Raw genomic sequence first — 20,557 nt, forward strand, 5'->3', positions numbered from 1 at the left:
ATTGCGGCGCCCGTGAGCATTTCGGAATTAGGTGGTCGTTCCCGCGGCGACGCCTTGGTCACGGGAGTATGCGCGGACAATCGAACGGTGCGACCGGGTGACCTTTTCGCCGGTGTGCCCGGCTTACATATACACGGTGCGCGGTTTTCAGCGCAGGCCCGCGCCGCCGGTGCAGCGGCAGTACTGACAGATTCGGAAGGTTCGGCACTGGCGGGTGATGGCCCTCTAGTCGTGATCGACGACGTCGCCGCCCATCTGGGTGCCGTCGCCGCGCAGATATACGGCCATCCCGCAGATAAACTCACGACGTTCGCAGTCACCGGAACGAACGGAAAGACAACGACAGCATTCATGCTGGAGCACATCCTGTCGCGCCTGGAGCGGAAGACTGGACTCATTGGAACCGTCGCATTGCGGATTGCGGGGGAAGACATCCCCGCGTCGCTCACGACGCCGATGCCGACTGAGCTGCAAGGTTTTCTTGCCGAACTCGTGCGGCGTGGAGGGACGGACCTGGTGATGGAAACGTCGTCACATGCCCTAGTCCAGGGTAGGACCGACCCCATCTGCTACGACGTCGCCGGTTACACCAACCTGACGCAGGACCATCTTGATTTCCATCACACGATGGAGGAGTACTTTGCCGCAAAGGCATCGCTATTTACGCCCGAACGTGCTCGTCGCGCCGTCGTGGTCGTGGATGATGACTGGGGACGCCGCCTGGTGCGCGAATGCGCTGATGACATCGATGTCGTTGCGCTTGCCATCAAGAGTGAGCTCCCGGCGGGGATGCAGGGTTGGCAATTCTCGGCTGGACGCCTCACCTCCACCGAGGGCGACAGTTTCGAGGTGAAGACCTCGCTGCCGGGCGACTTCAACATCGCCAATGCCGCATTAGCGGCGACAATGGCCCTCGCGGGAGGCCTTGCGATCAATGATGTCGCGTCACTGGGTATTATCGCCCCGGTAGTGCCGGGCAGGATGGAGGTGATCTCCACGCGTCCGCGCGTCGTCGTCGATTTCGCGCACAATACGGACGCGCTCGTCAAAGCAATGCAGGCTCTTCGACCGAGTACGCGCGGGAGGCTTATCGTTTTGACCGGTGCCGCGGGGGAACGTGATCAGGCGAAGCGGCCCGCAATGGGTGAGGCCGTGGCGCGATACGCCGACGCGGTGGTTATCACCGACGACGACCCGCACGGGGAGGACCCGGCCGCCATCCGCGCCGCCGTCCTAGAGGGAACACGACGGCATAAGACGCCTGTGAAAGAAATTGCGAATCGTGCGGAAGCGATACGTCAATCCATCCTTGACGCCTCGGTGCACGATACGATTCTTCTTGCCGGGCGAGGACACGAGACGATCCAGGATGTCGGCGGTGAGCTCATTCAGCTTGACGACCGCGCCGAAGCACGGCGAGTACTGGCACTCAGAGCGCAGGAGGAAAGTGAATGATCCCCGTCACGCTGGGGGAGTTGGCCGCAAGCTGTGAAGGTCGCATGGCAACAGCCGATTCCGAGATTACGGTGGACACATTGGTAACTGACACCCGCGTGATTACAGGGGGTGAGGTCTTCGCCGCAATCCAAGGTGAGCGGATTAACGGCGCCACCCTGGCGGGCCGGGCGCTCGCAGCCGGTGCGGCGGCTGTCATCACCTCGAACCAAGAGGTGGCGCTCGCCTCTGGTGCCGATCCGCAGCGCGTTATCGAAGTCGATGACGTGCCCACAGCCATTGGCCTGCTGGCTCGAGCCAATCTGCGACGCCTGCGGCGTGAGGGGCATCCCGATCTTAAGGTTGTGGCCGTGACGGGATCCGTGGGCAAAACAACCACGAAAGACCTCCTGGCTGCCACACTGGCTGATCGCGGCCCGATCATTGCTCCTCCGGGTTCCTTCAACAATGAACTTGGATTGCCGCTGACCGTGTTGCGGGCCGATGCATCAACCGCCACTTTGGTGTTGGAGATGGGGGCCGATCACATCGGAAACATCGACTACCTCACCTCGATCGCTCAGCCCGATGCCGCAGCCGTTCTCGTTGTAGCACGGGCCCACCTGGGCGAGTTCGGCGGGATTGAGAATGTCGCTCGTGCGAAGGCGGAACTCGTCACCGGGACACGCCCCGGGGGCAATATCGTGCTCAATGCCGACGATGAGCGCGTTGCAGCCATGGCGACGCTGGCTGAAGGCCCCGTCACGACCTTCTCAGTTACCGGTAGCGGTGATGTTACGGCTAGCGATATCCGTATCGACTCCGCGGGGCGTGCCAGTTTCACTCTGGTCACTCCATGGGGAAGCGCCCCGGTCTCACTACGGCTGGTGGGCGAACACCAGGTCGCCAATGCACTCGCTGCCGCAGCGCTCTCGCTGGTAATCGGCGTTCCTCTCGCACAGGTGGCGCGGGTACTCAGCGGCGTAGGCGCGGCAAGCCCGCATCGAATGGACGTGTTCGAAACCAACGGGCTTTTGTTGATTGATGACTCGTACAATGCGAACCCGGATTCCATGCGCGCCGGCCTGGCCGGGTTGGCTCGGCTGGGAGAGGGGCGTCGGAAGATCGCCGTCCTGGGGACCATGCTGGAGCTAGGTGAGTCTTCCGCAGCGGAACATGAGGCTCTGGGAGCGGTTGCGCGCGAATGCGGAGTGGAGATTCTGGTTTGCGTCGGAAACGGTACGAAGGCGCTATCGTCAGCGGCCACCCGTGAAGGAATCACCGTCTACGACGTTGAGGATACCGATGCTGCACTGGCAGTGCTTCATGCCCTGCTCAGTCACGGTGATGTCGTTTTACTCAAGGGATCACACGGCTCCGGCGTGTGGAAGCTAGCGGACGTGTTGCGAGAGGAGCACGGCTGATGCTTGCTATTCTCATTGCCCTCGCGGTTTCACTGTTCGTCACCCTTCTGGGAACTCCGCTGCTTATCCGACTGTTGGTGGCCCACCAATTCGGCCAGTTTGTGCGGCAGGACGGCCCGACGAGTCATTTCACCAAGCGCGGGACCCCGACAATGGGCGGCCTGATCATTATCCTGGCCACGGTGATAGGTTACGGGGTGGCACTGCTCGTCATGGGGCGCGGTCCAAGTGCCTCGGCACTGCTACTGCTCTTCCTCATGGTGGGGACGGGCTTCGTGGGCTTTCTCGACGACTTCGCGAAGATACGTCACCGCCAATCCCTCGGGCTGACCCCGATTCTCAAGATCATCGGACAGGGCGCCGTCGGAATCATCTTCGCGGTGCTGGTACTGCAGTTCCGGGATAAGAACAATCGTCCGCCGGCCACGATGAATATCTCGTTCATACGCGACACGGGGCTCACCTTGGCCTTTGCCGGGGGAGTAGTGGGCATTATCCTCTTCATCCTTTGGGCGAATTTCCTCATTACGGCGTGGACCAACGCCGTGAATCTCACCGACGGTTTGGATGGCCTCGCCACCGGCGCGTCGATGATCGCCTTCGGCGCATATACAGTGATCACCATTTGGCAGAGCAACCAGGCCTGTCAGGGCGTACTCGGTGCCACACCGGGCTGCTATCAGGTCCGTGACCCGCGAGACCTCTCCATTATCTGCGTCGCCATTATGGGCGCGTGTTTCGGCTTTCTCTGGTGGAACACATCTCCGGCACAGATCTTTATGGGCGACACCGGTTCGCTGGCGCTGGGAGGTGCCTTTGCCGGCTTGTCTATTCTTACGCATACCGAAGTCCTTGCGGTGCTCATCGGCGGTCTTTTCGTTATCGAAGTCTGCTCGGATGTGCTGCAGGTCGGTTTCTTCAAGTTAACCGGGCGGCGGGTCCTGCGCATGGCGCCCCTACACCATCATTTTGAACTGAAAGGCTGGAATGAGGTGACCGTCGTCGTGCGTTTCTGGGTGATCGAAGCGTTGTTGATGGGCGGCGGAATCGGGCTGTTCTACACGGAATGGTTGGCGCAACAATGAGCTTAACGAACCCGGGGGCGGCTCAGTTCGACGGCAAACGGGTCGCGGTGGTCGGGCTGGGCAAATCTGGCCAGGCGAGCCTGCAAGCGTTGACGGCCTTGACAGGAGCGATCGTCAGCGCCTGGGATGCGGATATCTCGTCTTTGGCCGGCGTTGCAGCGCTGCCATTGGATACGGCCGGAAGCCATCAGGATCCCTCCCATCTGGCTGACAAGGTGCTGACCTGGCAACCGGATATCATCGTGCCCGCTCCGGCTATCGCTGAGATATCCCCGTTGTTTTCCACCGGCGTGCAGCTGTGTAGTGAGATCGAACTGGCCTGGCAGCTGCGGGCGGTTGACGAGGGGGGCTGGTACGCCCCGTGGCTGTGTGTGACGGGAACAAATGGGAAGACGACGACCGTATCGATGACGGCCGCAATCCTCGACCGCGCAGGGCTGGGGGGCAGAGCGATCGGTAACGTCGGCAATCCGGCTGTTTGCGAGACTTCCCGTACCGATGAGGAGGCGCCGCAGGCCTTTGCCCTCGAACTGTCATCCTTCCAATTGCGTACAACCCACGCCATGTCGCCGCTGGCGTCGGTGTGTCTCAATCTCGCCGATGACCATTTGGAATGGCATGGCAGCCGCACCGCATATCGCAATGCCAAGGCGCGCATCTACGAGCACACACAACAGGCGTGTCTGTACCCTGCCGACGACGCCGTCGTGCAAGAGATGGTTGACGAGGCCGACGTTATCGAGGGGGCACGTGCCATTGGGATGACACCAGGTCTTCCTGCCGTGGGGATGATCGGAGTTGTCGATGGCATTGTGGTTGATCGCGCCTTCGGTAAGAAGCGGTGGACCGAAGGAATTGAGCTGTTCGAGATCGCCGATATCGCGCATTTGGCGTCGGCGGGGGCTGCTCTTCCGGAGCATATTCTGCGCGATGCTATCGCCGCCGCGTCCCTGGCACGAGCAGCGGGCGTGGAGCCAGGCGTGATTCGGGATGCTTTGCGTGATTTCTCCTCTGGTGGGCATCGACTTGAACTAGTCAACAGCGTGGATGGTGTGCGTTACGTGGATGACTCGAAGGCCACTAATGCCCATGCGGCTCGCGCTTCGCTGCAAGCCCAGGAAGACCGGAGCGTGGTATGGATCGTAGGCGGTCAGGCGAAAGGTGCGCAGTTCGACGAGTTAGTGGCCAGCCAACGCGGCAAACTACGGAGTGTCGTTGTTATAGGCGTCGACCAGGAGCCGTGGCGGCAGGCGCTAGATGGTATTGACATACCGGTGGTATGGATTGCGCCAGACGCGCGTGATCCGATGGCGCAGGCCGTGAAGGCAGCGCAACAGCTGGCGGCGGGATGGGGCACCGTCCTGTTGGCACCCGCTTGCGCTTCCCTGGACCAGTTCTCCTCCTATGCGCAACGCGGCGAACTCTTTGCCACAGCGGCTCGGGAGCTACATGGCTGAGGAACAGCAGACGGGCGTTATGCGGCAGGCGATCATCACGATTGTCGTGGCAACAGGTGTGCTGCTTGTGCTGGGCGTGGTCATGGTCTTTTCGGCCACGGCGCCATCGGCAATTCACTATGCGCGGCTCAACGGCACCTCAAACACCTTCGCGACTGCGGTCAGTCAGCTCGTCTACGCGGTAGGGGGCCTGGTTATCGGCGTTCTGGCCGCGTTCGTGCCGATGCGGTTGTATGAGAGGCTCGCTCTGCCCATCTTTGCGATGGGGATTCTGCTCCAGTTGTTGGTGCGTACGCCACTGGGACATACGGTGGCGGGCAACACGAACTGGTTACGTTTCGGAAGCTTCTCGGTACAGCCTTCGGAGTTTCTGAAACTGGCGACTATTGTGTGGCTGGCCGCCGCGCTCGCTCGCCTGCTCCCGGAGAGGATTGAGCTGCGTAACCTGGCGTGGCCAGCAACTGCCTCGGCGGCTGGCGCTATCAGTGCCGTGCTTTTGGGTGGCGACATGGGAACGGCTATGGTCGTCGCCCTGATCTGCGTGGGTATGTTTTGGCTCGCGGGAGCGCCGGGGAAGTACTTCTGGGGTGTGGCGGGTGCCGCCGTTCTTCTCGCCTCAGTACTGGTGGCGGCCAAACCCGACCGTTTGGCGCGCGTATCCGACTACTTGAGCAACCTGTTCTCATTGCCTGACGGTCTCAATCCCAGCCAGGCGGATTTCGCCTTATGGGCCTTCGGGTCGGGTGGTGTCGGTGGGTCCGGTCTGGGAACCGGGGCTGAGAAATGGCCTGGCAACTTGGCGGAGGCGCAAAACGACTTCATCTTCGCCGTCGTCGGTGAAGAACTCGGCATGGGCGGCTGCCTAGTTGTGGTAGCGATGTTCATGTTGCTTGGATGGGGTCTCCTGCGTATCTGTGTACACCATCCGGCGCGTTTCGCGCGGCTGGCATGCGGTGGCGTTGCGATCTGGCTGTGTGGCCAAGCGCTGGCTAATATGTTGGTCGTCACGGGCGTGTTGCCGGTGTTCGGCGTGCCGCTTCCCTTCATATCGCAGGGCGGATCGGCAGTAGTGGCCTGTCTGCTTGCCGTGGGGGTCGGCCTGTCCTGCACGTTGGCGGTTCCCGGCGTGCGAAGTTCCTTGCGGCCACAACGCAATATCGCCCATCGTGCCCGTGCTGTTCTGAAGAGAGGCTCTCATGACTAGCATTATTTTGGCCGGTGGAGGCACCGCCGGGCATGTCAACCCGCTGTTGGCTACGGCGCTGACGTTGCGGGAGATGGGGCTGGACGTTCGTGCGGTTGGAACTGCGGACGGTCTCGAGAAGGATCTTGTGCCGGCGGCCGGCTTTGAGCTTTTTGCCATTGAGCGGGTTCCGTTTCCGCGTCGTCCGGGAAGGGCGGCTCTGACGTTCCCGGCGCGTTTTCGGCGCGCAATTTCGCAGGCGGAGGACGTCCTCGACGGTGTGTCGGTTGCGGTTGGCTTCGGCGGTTTCGCCTCGACGCCGGTGTATGCGGCGGCCAAGAGGCGTGGTATCCCCGTGGTCATCCACGAACAGAATGCCAAACCGGGCCTGGCGAATCGCTATGGCGCGCGCTTTGCGCACGCTGTTGCCTTGACATTTCCGTCCACGCCGCTGCGCGCGCGGCGTGGGGTGACACAGACCGTTGGACTGCCACTTCGCCCCGCCATCGCCACCCTCGCCGCGCAGCGCGCTATGCAAACTGGTGCGGGGCGGACGCGTGCGGCCCAAAGGCTCGGCCTGGACCCAACTCGAGCCACCCTGGTCGTTACCGGAGGCTCTTTGGGAGCTCAACATCTTAACGAGGTGGTGACCGCAGCCCTTGACGCCATTACCGCCGCCGATATTCAGGTGTTGCATTTGACCGGGCGCGGGAAGGACGGACCGGTGCGGCAGGCCGTCGCCGATAGGAGTAACTACGTCGTGCTCGATTATCTGGCAGAGATGGAGGATGCGTATGCTGCCGCAGATCTGGTACTCTGCCGCTCCGGGGCGGGTACGGTCGCAGAACTAGGAGCTCTCGGACTTCCGGCGGTTTTTGTGCCGCTGGCGGTTGGCAATGGCGAGCAGGCACGCAACGCTTCAGATCTGGTGGCGGCCGGTGGTGCCAAGCTAATCAATGATCGAGAGTTCACCGTAGAGCGTTTTATTCACGATGTGCTTGCACTTGTGGCCGATAAGAACCGGCTGGACGCTATGGGTGCCGCAGCACGTGAAACGAGTCCTTTGGACGGGGCCGGACGCCTCGCACAGATCATTGCGGATGTGGGAGAAGCATATGACGGCGAACGGTGAGGAGACGAATCTGGACCATGGCACCGGAGCTAACGCCGATAACACACTGCAGGGAACACGGTTTTACCTGATTGGGATCGGCGGCGCGGGAATGTCCGTACTAGCTGAACTATTGGCAGCCCAGGGAGCCGTTGTTTCGGGTTCTGACGCCCGCGAGTCCGCTGCGACGAGGCATATCCGAGGGTTGGGGCTGACGGTGAATATCGGCCATGAAGCTGCTGCTGTGCCGGCCGATGGCATTGTTGTAGTTTCTTCTGCGATTCGGGATTCGAACCCGGAGCTTGCTACCGCACGCGCCCGGGGGCAGCGAGTCATCCACCGCTCCCAGGCGCTTGCCCTGGCGGCCTCGGGCAGGGATTTCGTGGCAGTTGCCGGTGCTCACGGTAAAACAACGACGTCGGCCATGCTCGCCTTTTGCCTGCAGCACTTGGGTTATGAGCCTTCATGGGCGATCGGCTCGTCCATCACCGGTCTTGGAGCGGGAGGCCACCTTGGTTCCGGCTCGGTGTTGGTGGCGGAGGCAGACGAATCGGATGCGTCTTTCTTGAACTATGCTCCGCGAATTGCGATTGTCACGAATGTGGAGCCCGATCATCTCGACCACTACGGCACTCGCGAGGCATTCGAGGAGGCTTTCGCTGAGTTCTCGCGACGGCTGGTGCCCGGAGGACTGCTCATAGCCTGCGCCGACGACGACGGAGCGACCCGTTTGGCTCGTGTGGCCATTGGCGAGGGCAAAAGGGTGTTGACATACGGCGTCGGCGAGGGGGTACTTGGGGCCTGTGGACACGTGAGAGTCACCGGTGCGGCCGACGGGCCGACTCTCCAGAGGCTGGATAACGAGGAGCACCGGGCTGCGAGTTCATTCATAACCAACGCAGCGGTCCTGGATGACGGGCGCGGTGCAATACGCCTTGGCCTAGCAGTACCGGGTGAACACAACTTGCTCAACGCCGCCGCTGCTTGGGCGGCTGGAGTGGAGCTGGGAGCTGCCCGGCAGGACATGGCCGCAGCACTCGGGCATTTCCAAGGGACGAGCCGACGGTTCGAGGTGCGCGGGGCCGCCCATGGAGTTACTGTGATCGACGATTACGCGCACCATCCAACGGAAGTGGCAGCGACGATGCGAGCAGCGCGGCGCCGCGCGGGCCGGGGAGCGGTCCGGGTGTTATTCCAACCGCATCTCTACTCCCGCACCGAGCGTTTCGCAGCGCGCTTTGCGGAGGCGTTGACTTTGGCGGACGACGTCGTCGTGACCTCCGTCTACGGTGCACGGGAAGATCCGGTTCCCGACGTTGACGGATTCCTCATCACGGATCAGATGGCCGGGAAGAGGCGTTTTATCCCTGACAGGATGGAGGCGGCGTACGTGATCGCGGATGCGGCCGAGCCCGGAGATTTGGTCCTGACCGTCGGTGCCGGCGACGTAACCGAGTTAGCTGCAGTCATACTAGACAGGATCGGCGCCCCATGAGGCAACCACATGTTCCACGTCGCCCGGAGAGACTCACTGCGACCGGGAGGCAGTCGGCCCGCGGGGAACAGAACGCTTCCCCAGAGCAGGACTCGGTTCCAACCGCTGCATTAAGCCCCGATGAAGCGACGGATTTGCCTGCGGATGTGGTAGATCTTGACGAGCAGGTAGCGCCCGGCAGCCACACGAATGTGAAGGATAGGGGGCGGCTGCGCGCGGGAGGTTCACCGGCGCGACGCACTAAGGCGGGTGGCTCGGCCCTCGTGGGTGGCCTGCGACGGGCGACGGCCACTGACTCGGAGCCTGACAGCACAGTGTCGGTCAGTCATACGAGCGACGATCAGAAACCTGCCAGGCGCGGCATTCTCTCGCGTCTTCCTCGCTCCACGAGGGCATCAGCGGATGAACTCTCGGAACGACGGCGTGAGCGGGCTGCCGAGACGCATAGGCGCCGGGTGAAACGAGCCGGTATTGGCGCCGGTGCTTTTGGCATGGTTGTTCTGCTGGGCTGGGTGTTGTTTTTCTCGCCTTTGCTCGCCTGCCGCAACGTGACGGTGTCTGGCATTGGCGAGGACTCGGCCGTGACCGAAGAGCAGGTGAAGGAATCTCTTTCGGCCTACGACGGCACCTCTTTGCTGCGCCTGCGCGCGGGTGAGGTGGAGGATCACCTCACAAACACGATCCCCCTTGTTCGGGATGCAACAGTAACTCGTGACTTCCCGCATACGCTGCGGGTTCGCGTGACCTTACGGGAACCCGTTGCCTGCCTCATGGTTGATGGCGCGTGCGTGGCGATAGACGCAGAAGGAGTCCATCTTGATCTTCCCGCCGACAGCGCTGATGCCCTGCCGCGCTTGACACTGCCGTCTGGGCAGAACGAGGCCGGAAATGCAGCGACTCTCATGATCGATGTTCTTGGTGCTCTCGATTCGGAGACACGGGGGCGGGTTGCGAGTGTGTCGGTGAGCTCGGCCGATCAAGTGACGCTCACATTGACCGACGGCGCGACCGTACTGTGGGGTGATGGTGAGGATAATGAGCTGAAGGCCCAGGTGCTCGGCATGCTGATGAAGAATACGACAACTGCCTCGCACTACGATGTCTCGGTTCCTCTCTCGCCCATGACAAGCGACTGAGCATTGCGGGATTGATACGGCATTGCGGGGTTTGCTCTGGCGTGGGTAGGCATCCCGTCTCCGCGCCGAGTGTGGGCACATTTCAGCTGCGTATTCCATGCAAAGACGCGTTGAGCGGATGAGAATCTTGCGACACGCCCGGCCAGGTGATTGCACCAACTTTCCCATGCCTCTACCTTTTCCGCGAAGTCAGACACGGAAAACCTCAAGTACTAGTTGAGGTCGGAAAGGATGGGGCAATGCCCGCTCTGAACAACGCCGCGAATATCAAGGTTATCGGCGTAGGCGGCGGTGGTGTGAACGCCGTTGACCGAATGATCCAGGACGGCTTGGCCGGTGTTGAATTCATCGCGGTCAACACCGATGGCCAGTCGCTCGTCAAGTCGGAAGCAGAGACCAAACTCGATATCGGTCGAGACGTTTCCAAAGGGCTAGGGGCGGGCGCAGATCCAACGGTCGGAAAACGTGCTGCCGAGGAGAATGTTGAAGTGATTCGAGCTGCGCTTGAGGGCTCGGACATGGTCTTTGTGACCGCTGGAGAAGGTGGTGGTACCGGGACGGGCGCCGCTCCTATTGTGGCGAGCATCGCGCGGGAACTCGGGGCCTTGACGGTGGGTGTGGTTACTCGGCCTTTCGAATTCGAAGGACTGCAGCGCGCCAATAACGCGATCTCCGGCATTGGCGAACTTCGCAAGGCCGTCGACACACTGATTGTGATTCCGAATGATCGTCTGCTGGAAATTGCCGAGAAGGGCCTGACCGTCATCGAGGCCTACCATCTCGCTGATGAGGTTCTGCGTTCCGGTGTCAAGGGTATCTCCGACCTGATTACTATTCCCGGGCTGGTCAATCTCGACTTCGCCGATGTCAAGGCGATTATGAAAGACGCCGGTACCGCACTTATGGGAATCGGATCGGCATCCGGAGATGACCGTGCGATGCGTGCTACTGAGAACGCCATCTCCTCTCCGCTGCTCGAGGCCAGCATCGACGGGGCACATGGGGTGCTTCTCTCCTTCCAGGCCGGTGCTGATTTCTCCATGCAAGAGCTTGCGGCCGCGTCGAAGTTGGTTAAGGAGTCTGTTGATCCAAACGCGAATATCATCGTCGGGCAGATCATCGACGAGGCGCTGGGAGACGAGGTCCGCGTCACGGTTATTGCTGCCGGGTTTGACGAGTCGGAGGATCATCTGCTGGCGATGACTCGCTCGGCCGCCCCGGTGGCGGCGAGCGCCCCGGTCTCGGCGGTCTCGCATGCCGCTGCGCCTGCACCGCCCGCTCCTGCGGCCCAACCGGTGCCGTCGGCACCTGGGCCTGCGGCTCAGCCGGTGGTTACCGGCGCTGTAGCGACTCCGAGCCATCCGGTCGCCGAACCCGCCACAGTCGAGCAGACCGAACCGGAACGAAACGCGAGCGTTCCGCCCGCGGTGGAGGAACCGGCCTCGCGGCGTGGTGACCTCGATATTCCGGCATTCCTTTTCGAGGAGAACTGACGATTTAGTGCCCGCTGGCTGCTCCGGTCGGCGGCACAGGATAAGCTTCGGCGCCGAGCGCCGAAGGGATGCCCTACGGGGTGTCTGACTTCAGGGTGGCCCGCGCATTGCCGCGGGCCACCAGCACATTGTCATATCACATGTCGTGTTCCATGACGCGCCAACAGCGGCAATGGATCCGTCGGCATCAACGGTTGTCATGTGCGTATTGTGACGCTGAATCGGAGAGAATGAGGCCATGCAATCTCTTGTTGACTGGGCGGAGACAATCACCGGTGACAACTGGGTGACTCGCGCCGGTTTCACATCCCGGCAAGGGGGCTTCTCGCGCGGTCCATATGCCGGGCTGAATCTCGGGTTCCACGTGGCCGACGATCCGGACGCTGTGGCGGCGAACAGGCGTGCCCTAGCCGAAGAACTAGGAGTCGAGCCGGTCTGGATGGACCAGGTCCACGGCAAGCACATAGGGCGCGCGGTTAAACCGGGCCGGACGTTGACAGCCACGGATGGTGCGATTCTTAGCTTCGCCGATCTTGGCATCGCCGAACAGGTGTACTTCCGCGACAAGCGGAAAGCTTCGGTGAGCGGCGCGGAATCGTTTGCTCCAAGCCTCGCAAACCCTGGCGGAGGCGATGCGTCCGGTATGCACCGAGTTGCTGCATGCGTCATGGTGGCTGACTGTGTGCCGCTTCTCCTACTTTCACTGAGTTCTCCCGTAGGTGCGGTTGTCCACGTAGGTCGCGCCGGGCTTCTTGCCGACATTGCGATGCATGCTGTCACTGAACTGTCGGCTCTAACCGAGGTGGAGGACCTCGTCGCGACAATAGGCCCGGCAATTTGCGGACAGTGCTATGAAGTGCCCGCCCAGATGCGTGATGCCGCCGCCCTGCAATGCCCGGAGTGCGTGGCTGAGACGAGGTGGGGTACCCCATCGATCGATATTCCAGCCGGTCTTCATGCGCAGCTCGCCCGAGCGGGAGTTCCCGAGATTCGGCACGACCGGCGCTGTACCTTTGAGGCTCCCTCTTTGTTCTCGCATCGGCGCGATGGTGGAGTGACCGGACGCTTCGTCGGCATTGTGGAAGTTGCGACACGCCCGGGCAGCCTCACGAATCCTGGTGCCGCCGTCGCTTAGCTTGAGAGAAGCATGCGACCCACAGTGAGAGGATCCGGCAATGGGAATGTTCCAGCGCTTCGTCGATAAAGCAACACTGAGTGACGACGCCTACGACGAGTATGGCGATGAGGGCTTCGAAGATGAGTACCTTGACGAAGGTCTTGAGGAAGAGGCGGCGGATGTGACGCCGATCCGGTCCGTGGCATCGGCGCCAGACCTGGCTCGTATCGTCACGGTGTGGCCGAAGACGTTCAACGATGTGCAGGGATTTGCCGACCAGTTCCGTAAGGGCCTTCCGGTTATCTTGAACCTGTCGGGAGCGGAGGAGTCCGCCCGGTACCGCATCGTTGACTTCGCCCTTGGCGTTTGCTACGGGCTGCACGGCCATCTCAATCAGATTTCCGGGGATGTCCTGCTGATGACGCCGCGCACGGTGAAAATGGAGACGCACCGACCGGAGCAGGCTGACCGGTTCTAAACGCTGGTTGACGAATACGATGCACCTGGTTTTTGCCACTCTCGCGGCACTGTGCAGCCTGTACGTTTTTGTGCTTTTCGTCCGCGTGGTCTTCGACGTCGTTATGACGGCCGCACGGGATTGGCGTCCAACGGGTTTCTTCCTGGTCGCGGCTAATCTCACGTACCGGCTGACGGATCCGCCGCTGCGTCTTCTGGCCAAGTACATTCCGCCACTTCGTTTTGGAGGGGTGCAGCTGGATATGGGATTCTTGGTACTCTTTTTCGGGGTGCAGATTCTTTCCATGGTCTTTCGGAGCATGGCATAGCGCCCCAGCTGTGCACGTGACATTGAGTGTGAAGTCTGGTCATTCAGTCTCACATATCACTTTATGAACATTTGTCACACGATCTGGTAGGCTCTCGGGTAGTCTCAATAGTGTAACGGCCCGCCGGGTCGCTTTGTCCCGTTGAAACTGGATTCTTAGAGGTGGATACTCATGGCGCTGCTCACGGAACAAGATGTCGTCAACATGCGCTTTAAGAACTCGCAGCCGAACGAGGAAGGCTATGACCAGGACGAGGTCGACTTCTTCCTTGACGAGGTTGCGGATACTATTGCGCAACTGACGAAGTCGAATGCTGAGCTTGAGAACAAGGTAAAGGTCGCCGAGGCTCGCGTGACCGAGTTGGAGAATGCTCAACACGCTGTACCGACCCAGCAGGCGGAGGCTCCGGATTCGGCGACGTCGACCTCGTCCTTCGCACCGCAAGTCGGTGGCGCCGACGCTCAGACGGCCACAGGAATGCTCGCGCTGGCACAACAGCTGCATGATCAGTACATCAATGACGGAAAGGCAGAGTCGGAGCGCATCGTCGCCGAAGCCACTACCAAGGGGCAGCAGATTGTTGCCGAGGCCGAAGAGCAGCACAACCGCACGCTCACTCAACTTGAGCAGGAGCGCGGTCTGCTGGAGCGCAAGATCTCCGAGCTGCGCGACTTCGAGCGCGACTACCGTACGCGCTTGAAGAGCTATCTCGAGTCACTGCTGAGCAATGTGGAGTCCTCGGCGGCCTCGGAAGGTGCACAGCACTGACACTAGCATTACGTTCTCCGGTCGTCCGGACTAGGGGAGCCGAATTGTGAAGCGCGAGTACTGGGTGTTGGGCGCGGCTTGCGGTATCGCCACGGTCGCCGCCGACCAGTTGACTAAGCAATGGGCGCTAGGCACCCTGAGCGATGGACACACGATTCCGGTGTTGGGGCGGGCGCTGTCCTTGCGCCTGCTCTACAATCCGGGTGCGGCCTTCTCTCTGGGGGAGAATGCCACTATCGTGTTCACTGTTGTCGCGGCGCTGGTGGTCATTATTCTGCCTATCTGGGTATATCGGACGACATCGCGCGCTTGGATGGCGGTTATCGGCGTTGTCTGGGGCGGCGCTTTAGGCAATCTCATTGACCGTTTGGTCCGCCCGCCGGCGATCACTCGTGGCCACGTCGTCGATTTCATTGCCTACGGTGATCTCTTCGTGGGAAATGTCGCCGATATTGCGCTGGTGGTTGGCATTGCTGCACTTGTTGTTTTGATGCTGCGGGGCACACCGCTCACAACAGCGGATACAAGCGGTACAAACCAGTTGACGGAAGGGGAGGCGAACCCGGAGGGCAGCGCGGCGGGGGCGACTATCAAGAGCGACGTCGATGGCGACGCCGGGCAGCGGACGGCAGGTCCGCAGGGAACCGATTCTGGGAAGACGGACGAGTTCGATTCCGCGGAGCCGAGACAGGCCGATTCTGCCGCTCAGACGGATGAGGACGACGGTCGGTCGTCTGAGCCGGAGGTGTCGAAGGTACGCCATGAGTGAGCGTCGATACTATCCGGTTCCAGACGGGCTGGAGGGCGGAAGGGTTGACGCGGTTCTCGCGACCATGACCGGAATGTCGCGCAGTACGGTTGCTCGGCTCATTGACGCCGGAGAGGTCCGCGTCGATGGTGCGACACCCTCTCGTTCGCAACGAGTTGTTGCCGGTCAGACTCTCGAGATCGATGTGCCGACGCCACCATCGATTGAGCCCGTTCCGACTCCGGCAGATCTGCCGATTGTGTATGAAGATGAGGACATTGTCGTCGTTAACAAGCCAGCGGGCTTGGCGGCCCACCCCTCTTTGAACTTCGTCGGCCCCGATGTTCTTGGCGCCTTGCTGGCATTGGGGAGACAGTTGACGGTCTCCGGACCCGCAGAGCGCAAGGGCATTGTGCATCGCCTGGATGTGGGTACATCGGGATGCATGGTGGTCGCAAAGTCTGATCGTGCATACAGTGCACTGAAGCGCGCTTTTCGTGATAGAGAAGTGACCAAGGTATACCACGCTCTTGTACAGGGACATCCCGATCCGAGTACCGGGACGATTGATGCGCCAATTGGCCGCGATTACCGCCATCAGTGGAAGATGGGTGTACGGCAAGACGGGCGGCACGCCGTGACACACTATCGCACGCTGGAAGCAATGGCCGGCGGCTCATTGCTTGAGATTCAGCTCGAGACCGGGCGCACCCACCAGATTCGAGTGCATATGGCAGCGGTCGGTCATCCATGTGTGGGTGACGAAATGTATGGTGCCGACCCGAGTTTGTCGGCGCGGCTCGGATTGAATCGGCAGTGGCTGCACGCGACGCGGCTTGGCTTTGAGCATCCCGGCACGGGCACCTGGGTGGAGTTCACGTCGCCGTATGCACCCGAGTTGGAAGAAGCTCTCAGCGCAATGCGTGGTGGAGTGTTTCGGTAGCGCGGCACGACCGGTGAACGTGATGATGCCGCGGGTTCCAATGATCATCGGATACTTCGAATGAGTGAGGACGAAACGCGCATGGTAGAGACCAAAGGCGCCCCACATGTTGAAGTTGTGACAGACGAGAGCGGATTGCGGCGTTGCTGGGACATCCGCATGGAAGTGTTCGTCCACGAGCAGAATGTGCCGCCGGAGGAGGAAATCGATGCCCTAGACACCGATCTCTCCACTGTGCACCTCATCGCCACCGTAGACGGCGTTGACGTGGGGACATTGCGGGTGCTTCCGGAAAAGCCCGGTTACTGCCATATTGGGCGGGTTGCAGTTCGCAGAGCAGCACGCGCCACCGGCATTGGTTATGCCTTGATGAGTTACGCGGAACGCGTGGCACTAGACCGCTGCGCGGATAGCGACGGCGTCGTTATTGCCTTGTCCTCTCAGGAACAGGCCGTCGGCTTCTACGAGAAATGTGGTTATCGCCTCCTTGCGGGAGAACGCTATCTTGACGCGGGGATTTGGCACCGCGACATGCAGAAGACGCTGCGCATCGGTGCGGCGAAAGGTGACCGAGTCGACGAGCCGGACTAGACTGATGCACATGGTTGCCAAGGACTTCGCTCACCTGCATGTTCATACCGAATACTCGTTGCTCGACGGTGCCGCGAAGATCAAGAAACTTGTGGCGGAGGCAAAGGCACACGGCCAAGAGGCAGTGGCCATCACGGATCACGGCTACTGCTTCGGCGCTTATGAGTTCTATAAGGCAGCAAAAGCCGAGGGTATCAAGCCGATTATCGGCGTCGAGGCCTACATGACTCCCGGCACTTCCCGTTTTGGAACGGAGCGGGTGCTGTGGGGTGACGAAACTCAGCGTGCCGACGATGTCTCCGCACGCGGCGCGTATACTCATCTCACTCTGCTTTCGTATAACAACACGGGCCTACACAACCTGTTTCGCTTGGACTCGCGGGCATCTCTCGAAGGACAGATGGGCAAATGGCCGCGCATGGACATGGAGCTTCTGGAGACCTACCATGAGGGTCTCATCGCCACAGCCGGGTGCCCTTCGGGCGAGGTGCAGACCCGGCTGCGTCTTGGACAGCATAAGGAGGCACTTGAGTCAGCCGGACGCATGCAGGAGATTTTCGGCCGTGAGAACTACTTTGTGGAGATCATGGACCACAACAACGCCATCGAGCGTAAGGTCCGCAATGACTTGCTGGAGTTGGCACGTAAGATCGACGCGCCGCTGATCGCCACCAACGATTCGCATTACGTCCAGTCCAGTGACGCAGCTATTCAGGATGCGATGCTGTGCATCAACTCGGGTTCTACCCTGCAGGATCCGAACCGTTTCACCTTTGACGGAGAGGGCTACCACCTGCGTTCCTCTCAAGAGATGTGGGATCTCTTCGGCGACCTGCCCGGAGCCTGCGAGAACACCCTGATGATTGCGGAGCGTTGCGATGTCTCCTTCCAGACCGCTGCCGAGGGTGCAAACTACATGCCGGTGTTCCCGGTGCCACCCGGTGAAGATATCACCTCCTGGTTCGTGAAGGAGGTCCAGCGCGGGCTGCATGTGCGTTACGGGGAGACCATTCCCGCAGACGTGCAGAAGCGGGCTGACTATGAGGTTGGGGTCATTGTTGAGATGGGATTCCCCGGATACTTCCTAGTCGTCTCGGACTATATTCTCTGGGCGAAAGAGCACGGTATTCGGGTCGGACCAGGCCGTGGCTCCGGTGCAGGATCGATGGTTGCATACGCCCTGCAGATCACTGAGCTCGATCCCATCCGGCACGGTCTGCTCTTCGAACGGTTTCTGAACCCGGAACGTATCTCCATGCCGGATATCGACGTTGACTTCGATGAGCGTCGACGGGGTGAAGTCATCGAGTATGTCGAGAAGAAGTATGGGGCGGACAAAGTGTCGCAGGTCGTCACTTTCGGCACGATTAAGACGAAGCAGGCACTCAAGGATGCTTCGCGCGTACTGGGCTATCCATTCGAGATGGGGGAGAAACTCACCAAGGCATTGCCTCCCTCGGTACAGGGAAAGGACATCCCGCTCGGGCAGATCTTCGATCAAAGCTCCGAACGTTATATGGAGGCGGGTGAGTTTCGAGAACTAATCGGTGCCGATCCCGAGGCAAAGCGGATTTACGACCTCGCCCACGGACTGGAAGGGCTAACACGCCAGTGGGGCGTACACGCCTGTGCCGTCCTCATGTCAAGTGTGCCTCTCACCGATGTGATCCCGGTGATGAAGCGTCCGGCAGACGGCGCCGTCATCACCCAATTTGAGTATCCACAATGTGAGGAACTGGGCATCCTCAAGATGGACTTTCTCGGACTATCAAATTTAACAACGATCGATGATGCCCTCCACAACATCGCGGCGAACAATAAGGAACCGCTTGATATCGAGAAGGTAGAACTGGACGATCCGGCAACTTTCGCCCTGCTTAGCCGGGCGGACACCCTCGGGGTGTTCCAGCTTGATGGTGCTGGCATGCGGACGCTGCTTAAGCAGATGCGGCCGACGGACTTCGAAGATATTTCGGCTGTGTCTGCCCTGTACCGCCCCGGTCCTATGGGCATGAATTCCCATACCAACTACGCTCTGCGCAAGAATGGCTTGCAGAAGATTGAGCCTATTCACCCGGAGTTAGAGGAGCAACTACGGGACATTCTGGCTCCCACTTATGGCCTGATTGTCTATCAGGAGCAGGTCATGGAGATCGCGCGTGTGGTGGCTGGCTTCACCATGGGGCAGGCGGATACGCTGCGTAAGGCCATGGGCAAAAAGAAGATCGATGTGCTGAATAAGCAGTTCGAGTCCTTCTCGCAGGGCATGTTGGAGAAGGGGTACTCTCGCGAGTGCATCGACACGCTGTGGGGTGTGTTGGTGCCTTTCGCCCAGTACGCCTTTAATAAGTCTCACTCGGCTGCCTATGCGGTTGTTTCCTTCTGGACGGCCTACCTCAAGGCCAACTATCCGGTCGAGTTCATGGCGGCGGTTCTTACGTCGAAGAAGGACAACAAGGACAAACTCGCACTGTATTTGGGCGAGTGCCGCCGCATGGATATCACGGTCCTGGTGCCGGATGTCAATGAATCGGATTCGAACTTCTCCGCCGTTGGCAACGAGATTCGCTTCGGACTCTCCGCGGTGCGCAATGTAGGCGAGAACGTCGTCGCTGGGATCATACAGGCGCGTGAAGAGAAGGGACCCTTCACCTCCTTCCAGGACTTCCTTGACAAGGTTCCGTTGCAGGTCTGCAATAAGCGTGCCATCGAGTGCCTCGTCAAAGCGGGAGCATTCGATTCACTTGGCTACACGCGCCGTGCTCTGTTGTCGCGGGTTGAGGAAGCGGTTGACTCCGTCGTCGCGCTGAAGAAGAACGAGGCGGCCGGGCAGTTCGATCTCTTCGGAGGCGCCAGCCCTGCCATAGCAGGGGGCGTGGAAGTAAGCGTGCCGGATATTCCTGAGTGGGATAAGAAGGTAAAGCTCGATCACGAGCGCGACATGCTCGGCCTGTACGTTTCCGACCATCCACTTTCTGGTCTAGAGCACGTGCTGGAACGTTCTGCAGATACCACCATCGTTCGTCTGATGAACGAGGAGAATCCCCGCGACGGCGCCAGTGTGACCCTGGCCGGACTAATCACCTCGGTGCAACCGCGGGTGTCGAAGAAGAACGGAAAGCTCTGGGCCACGGTGGTGTTGGAGGATCTCACCGGAAGTGCGGAGATCAACTTCTTCCCGGCCACATATCAAGCGGTGTCAACGATGCTAACGCAAGACGCCGTTGCAGTGGTGACCTGTCGGGTGCAGGATCGTGACGGTTCGATCCAGTTGTCCGCGCAGGATCTTTCTTTACCTTCCGGGGATCTCCTGCCCGATTCGCCATTGGATCTCGAGGTCCCGGAGAGGATGTGTACGCAGGAGCTTATGGGGTCGTTGGCAAATATTCTCCGCTCGTATCCCGGCTCGGCTCCAGTCCGGTTGCATATCCGACGCCCGACTTCTACTGCGGTTGTGCAAGTGGACCGGGCCTTTTATGTTCATCCGGGGCCAGGCATGTTCTCAGATCTGCGGGTTTTGCTCGGGCGTAACTGCTTGCTGAGCTGATCCTGCGCGCAGGCAAGCCGCTAGCTGTCGGTTCCGCGCACGCGCACCGTAGTGCCGTCCAGTGCGACGACGTCGCCGTCCGCCAAACGGTGCCCACGGTGAGTTTCGACTACGTCGTTGACGGTGATCTCGCCGTCTTCGATGAGTTCACGCGCCTGTGCACCCGAGTCAGCCAGTGAAGCGAGTTTTAAGAACTGTCCCAGCCGGATAGGAAGACGCACCCGGATTTCGTCCATTGTG

The 20,557-nt window shown here is 60.6% G+C and carries 18 protein-coding genes; 17 read left to right on the plus strand and 1 reads right to left on the minus strand.

The genetic code is table 11. From position 1 onward, the window contains the following. Positions 1-12: 12 nt before the first annotated feature. The 17 genes from EKN07_RS10875 (at position 13) to dnaE (ending at position 20,317) form a co-directional block, all read left to right on the plus strand. Entirely contained in the window at positions 13-1,455 is a 1,443-nt protein-coding gene (locus EKN07_RS10875; RefSeq protein ID WP_241228187.1) for a UDP-N-acetylmuramoyl-L-alanyl-D-glutamate--2,6-diaminopimelate ligase, read from the plus strand. Further along, positions 1,452-2,858, plus strand: coding sequence for a UDP-N-acetylmuramoyl-tripeptide--D-alanyl-D-alanine ligase (gene murF / locus EKN07_RS10880; protein ID WP_126146401.1), 1,407 nt, complete (start codon positions 1,452-1,454; stop codon positions 2,856-2,858). Before EKN07_RS10875 ends, murF begins: the two co-directional genes overlap by 4 nt. Then, positions 2,858-3,943 (plus strand): phospho-N-acetylmuramoyl-pentapeptide-transferase, encoded by a 1,086-nt coding sequence (mraY, locus tag EKN07_RS10885; protein WP_108715826.1) that lies wholly within the window; start codon positions 2,858-2,860, stop codon positions 3,941-3,943. The genes murF and mraY overlap by 1 nt, the downstream gene beginning before the upstream one ends. Continuing rightward, positions 3,940-5,400, plus strand: coding sequence for a UDP-N-acetylmuramoyl-L-alanine--D-glutamate ligase (gene murD / locus EKN07_RS10890; protein WP_241228188.1), 1,461 nt, complete (start codon positions 3,940-3,942; stop codon positions 5,398-5,400). Before mraY ends, murD begins: the two co-directional genes overlap by 4 nt. Then, positions 5,393-6,604, plus strand: a complete 1,212-nt coding sequence (locus tag EKN07_RS10895) for an FtsW/RodA/SpoVE family cell cycle protein (protein WP_126146403.1) — start codon at positions 5,393-5,395, stop codon at positions 6,602-6,604. The genes murD and EKN07_RS10895 overlap by 8 nt, the downstream gene beginning before the upstream one ends. Continuing rightward, on the plus strand, positions 6,597-7,715 hold the full coding sequence (gene murG / locus EKN07_RS10900) for an undecaprenyldiphospho-muramoylpentapeptide beta-N-acetylglucosaminyltransferase (protein WP_126146404.1): 1,119 nt from the start codon (positions 6,597-6,599) through the stop codon (positions 7,713-7,715). Before EKN07_RS10895 ends, murG begins: the two co-directional genes overlap by 8 nt. Next, positions 7,699-9,189, plus strand: coding sequence for a UDP-N-acetylmuramate--L-alanine ligase (gene murC, locus EKN07_RS10905; protein WP_108715823.1), 1,491 nt, complete (start codon positions 7,699-7,701; stop codon positions 9,187-9,189). Before murG ends, murC begins: the two co-directional genes overlap by 17 nt. Next, positions 9,186-10,325, plus strand: coding sequence for an FtsQ-type POTRA domain-containing protein (locus EKN07_RS10910; protein WP_126146405.1), 1,140 nt, complete (start codon positions 9,186-9,188; stop codon positions 10,323-10,325). The genes murC and EKN07_RS10910 overlap by 4 nt, the downstream gene beginning before the upstream one ends. A 239-nt stretch (positions 10,326-10,564) precedes the next feature. Further along, positions 10,565-11,818, plus strand: a complete 1,254-nt coding sequence (ftsZ, locus tag EKN07_RS10915; protein ID WP_126146406.1) for a cell division protein FtsZ — start codon at positions 10,565-10,567, stop codon at positions 11,816-11,818. Positions 11,819-12,056: 238 nt separating this feature from the next. Continuing rightward, the gene (locus tag EKN07_RS10920) at positions 12,057-12,953 is read left to right on the plus strand and encodes a polyphenol oxidase family protein (protein ID WP_108715821.1); all 897 of its coding nucleotides are present in this window, start codon (positions 12,057-12,059) and stop codon (positions 12,951-12,953) included. A gap of 40 nt (positions 12,954-12,993) precedes the next feature. Then, positions 12,994-13,413 carry a cell division protein SepF gene (locus tag EKN07_RS10925; RefSeq protein ID WP_108715820.1) on the plus strand — a complete coding sequence of 140 codons (420 nt, stop codon included), beginning with the start codon at positions 12,994-12,996 and terminating at the stop codon, positions 13,411-13,413. A 19-nt stretch (positions 13,414-13,432) separates the two neighbouring features. Next, positions 13,433-13,720, plus strand: coding sequence for a YggT family protein (locus EKN07_RS10930; protein WP_108715819.1), 288 nt, complete (start codon positions 13,433-13,435; stop codon positions 13,718-13,720). A 171-nt stretch (positions 13,721-13,891) separates the two neighbouring features. Next, the gene (locus tag EKN07_RS10935; protein WP_108715818.1) at positions 13,892-14,488 is read left to right on the plus strand and encodes a DivIVA domain-containing protein; all 597 of its coding nucleotides are present in this window, start codon (positions 13,892-13,894) and stop codon (positions 14,486-14,488) included. A gap of 46 nt (positions 14,489-14,534) precedes the next feature. Further along, positions 14,535-15,257, plus strand: coding sequence for a signal peptidase II (lspA, locus tag EKN07_RS10940; RefSeq protein WP_241228189.1), 723 nt, complete (start codon positions 14,535-14,537; stop codon positions 15,255-15,257). Then, positions 15,250-16,179: an RluA family pseudouridine synthase gene (locus EKN07_RS10945; RefSeq protein WP_108715817.1), complete on the plus strand. Its 930-nt coding sequence runs from the start codon at positions 15,250-15,252 to the stop codon at positions 16,177-16,179. Before lspA ends, EKN07_RS10945 begins: the two co-directional genes overlap by 8 nt. Before the next feature lie 60 nt (positions 16,180-16,239). After that, a complete protein-coding gene (locus EKN07_RS10950; protein WP_108715816.1) occupies positions 16,240-16,770 on the plus strand; it encodes a GNAT family N-acetyltransferase in 531 nt (176 codons plus the stop codon). Positions 16,771-16,780: 10 nt separating this feature from the next. Further along, a complete protein-coding gene (gene dnaE / locus EKN07_RS10955; protein ID WP_126146407.1) occupies positions 16,781-20,317 on the plus strand; it encodes a DNA polymerase III subunit alpha in 3,537 nt (1,178 codons plus the stop codon). A gap of 20 nt (positions 20,318-20,337) precedes the next feature. Here the strand turns inward: dnaE and EKN07_RS10960 are convergent, their stop codons facing one another. Then, the gene (locus EKN07_RS10960; protein WP_108715815.1) at positions 20,338-20,553 is read right to left on the minus strand and encodes an RNA-binding S4 domain-containing protein; all 216 of its coding nucleotides are present in this window, start codon (positions 20,551-20,553) and stop codon (positions 20,338-20,340) included. Positions 20,554-20,557 lie beyond the last annotated feature (4 nt).

It is taken from the genome of Actinobaculum sp. 352, from assembly GCF_003957265.1.
Classification (GTDB): Bacteria; Actinomycetota; Actinomycetes; order Actinomycetales; family Actinomycetaceae; genus Asp313.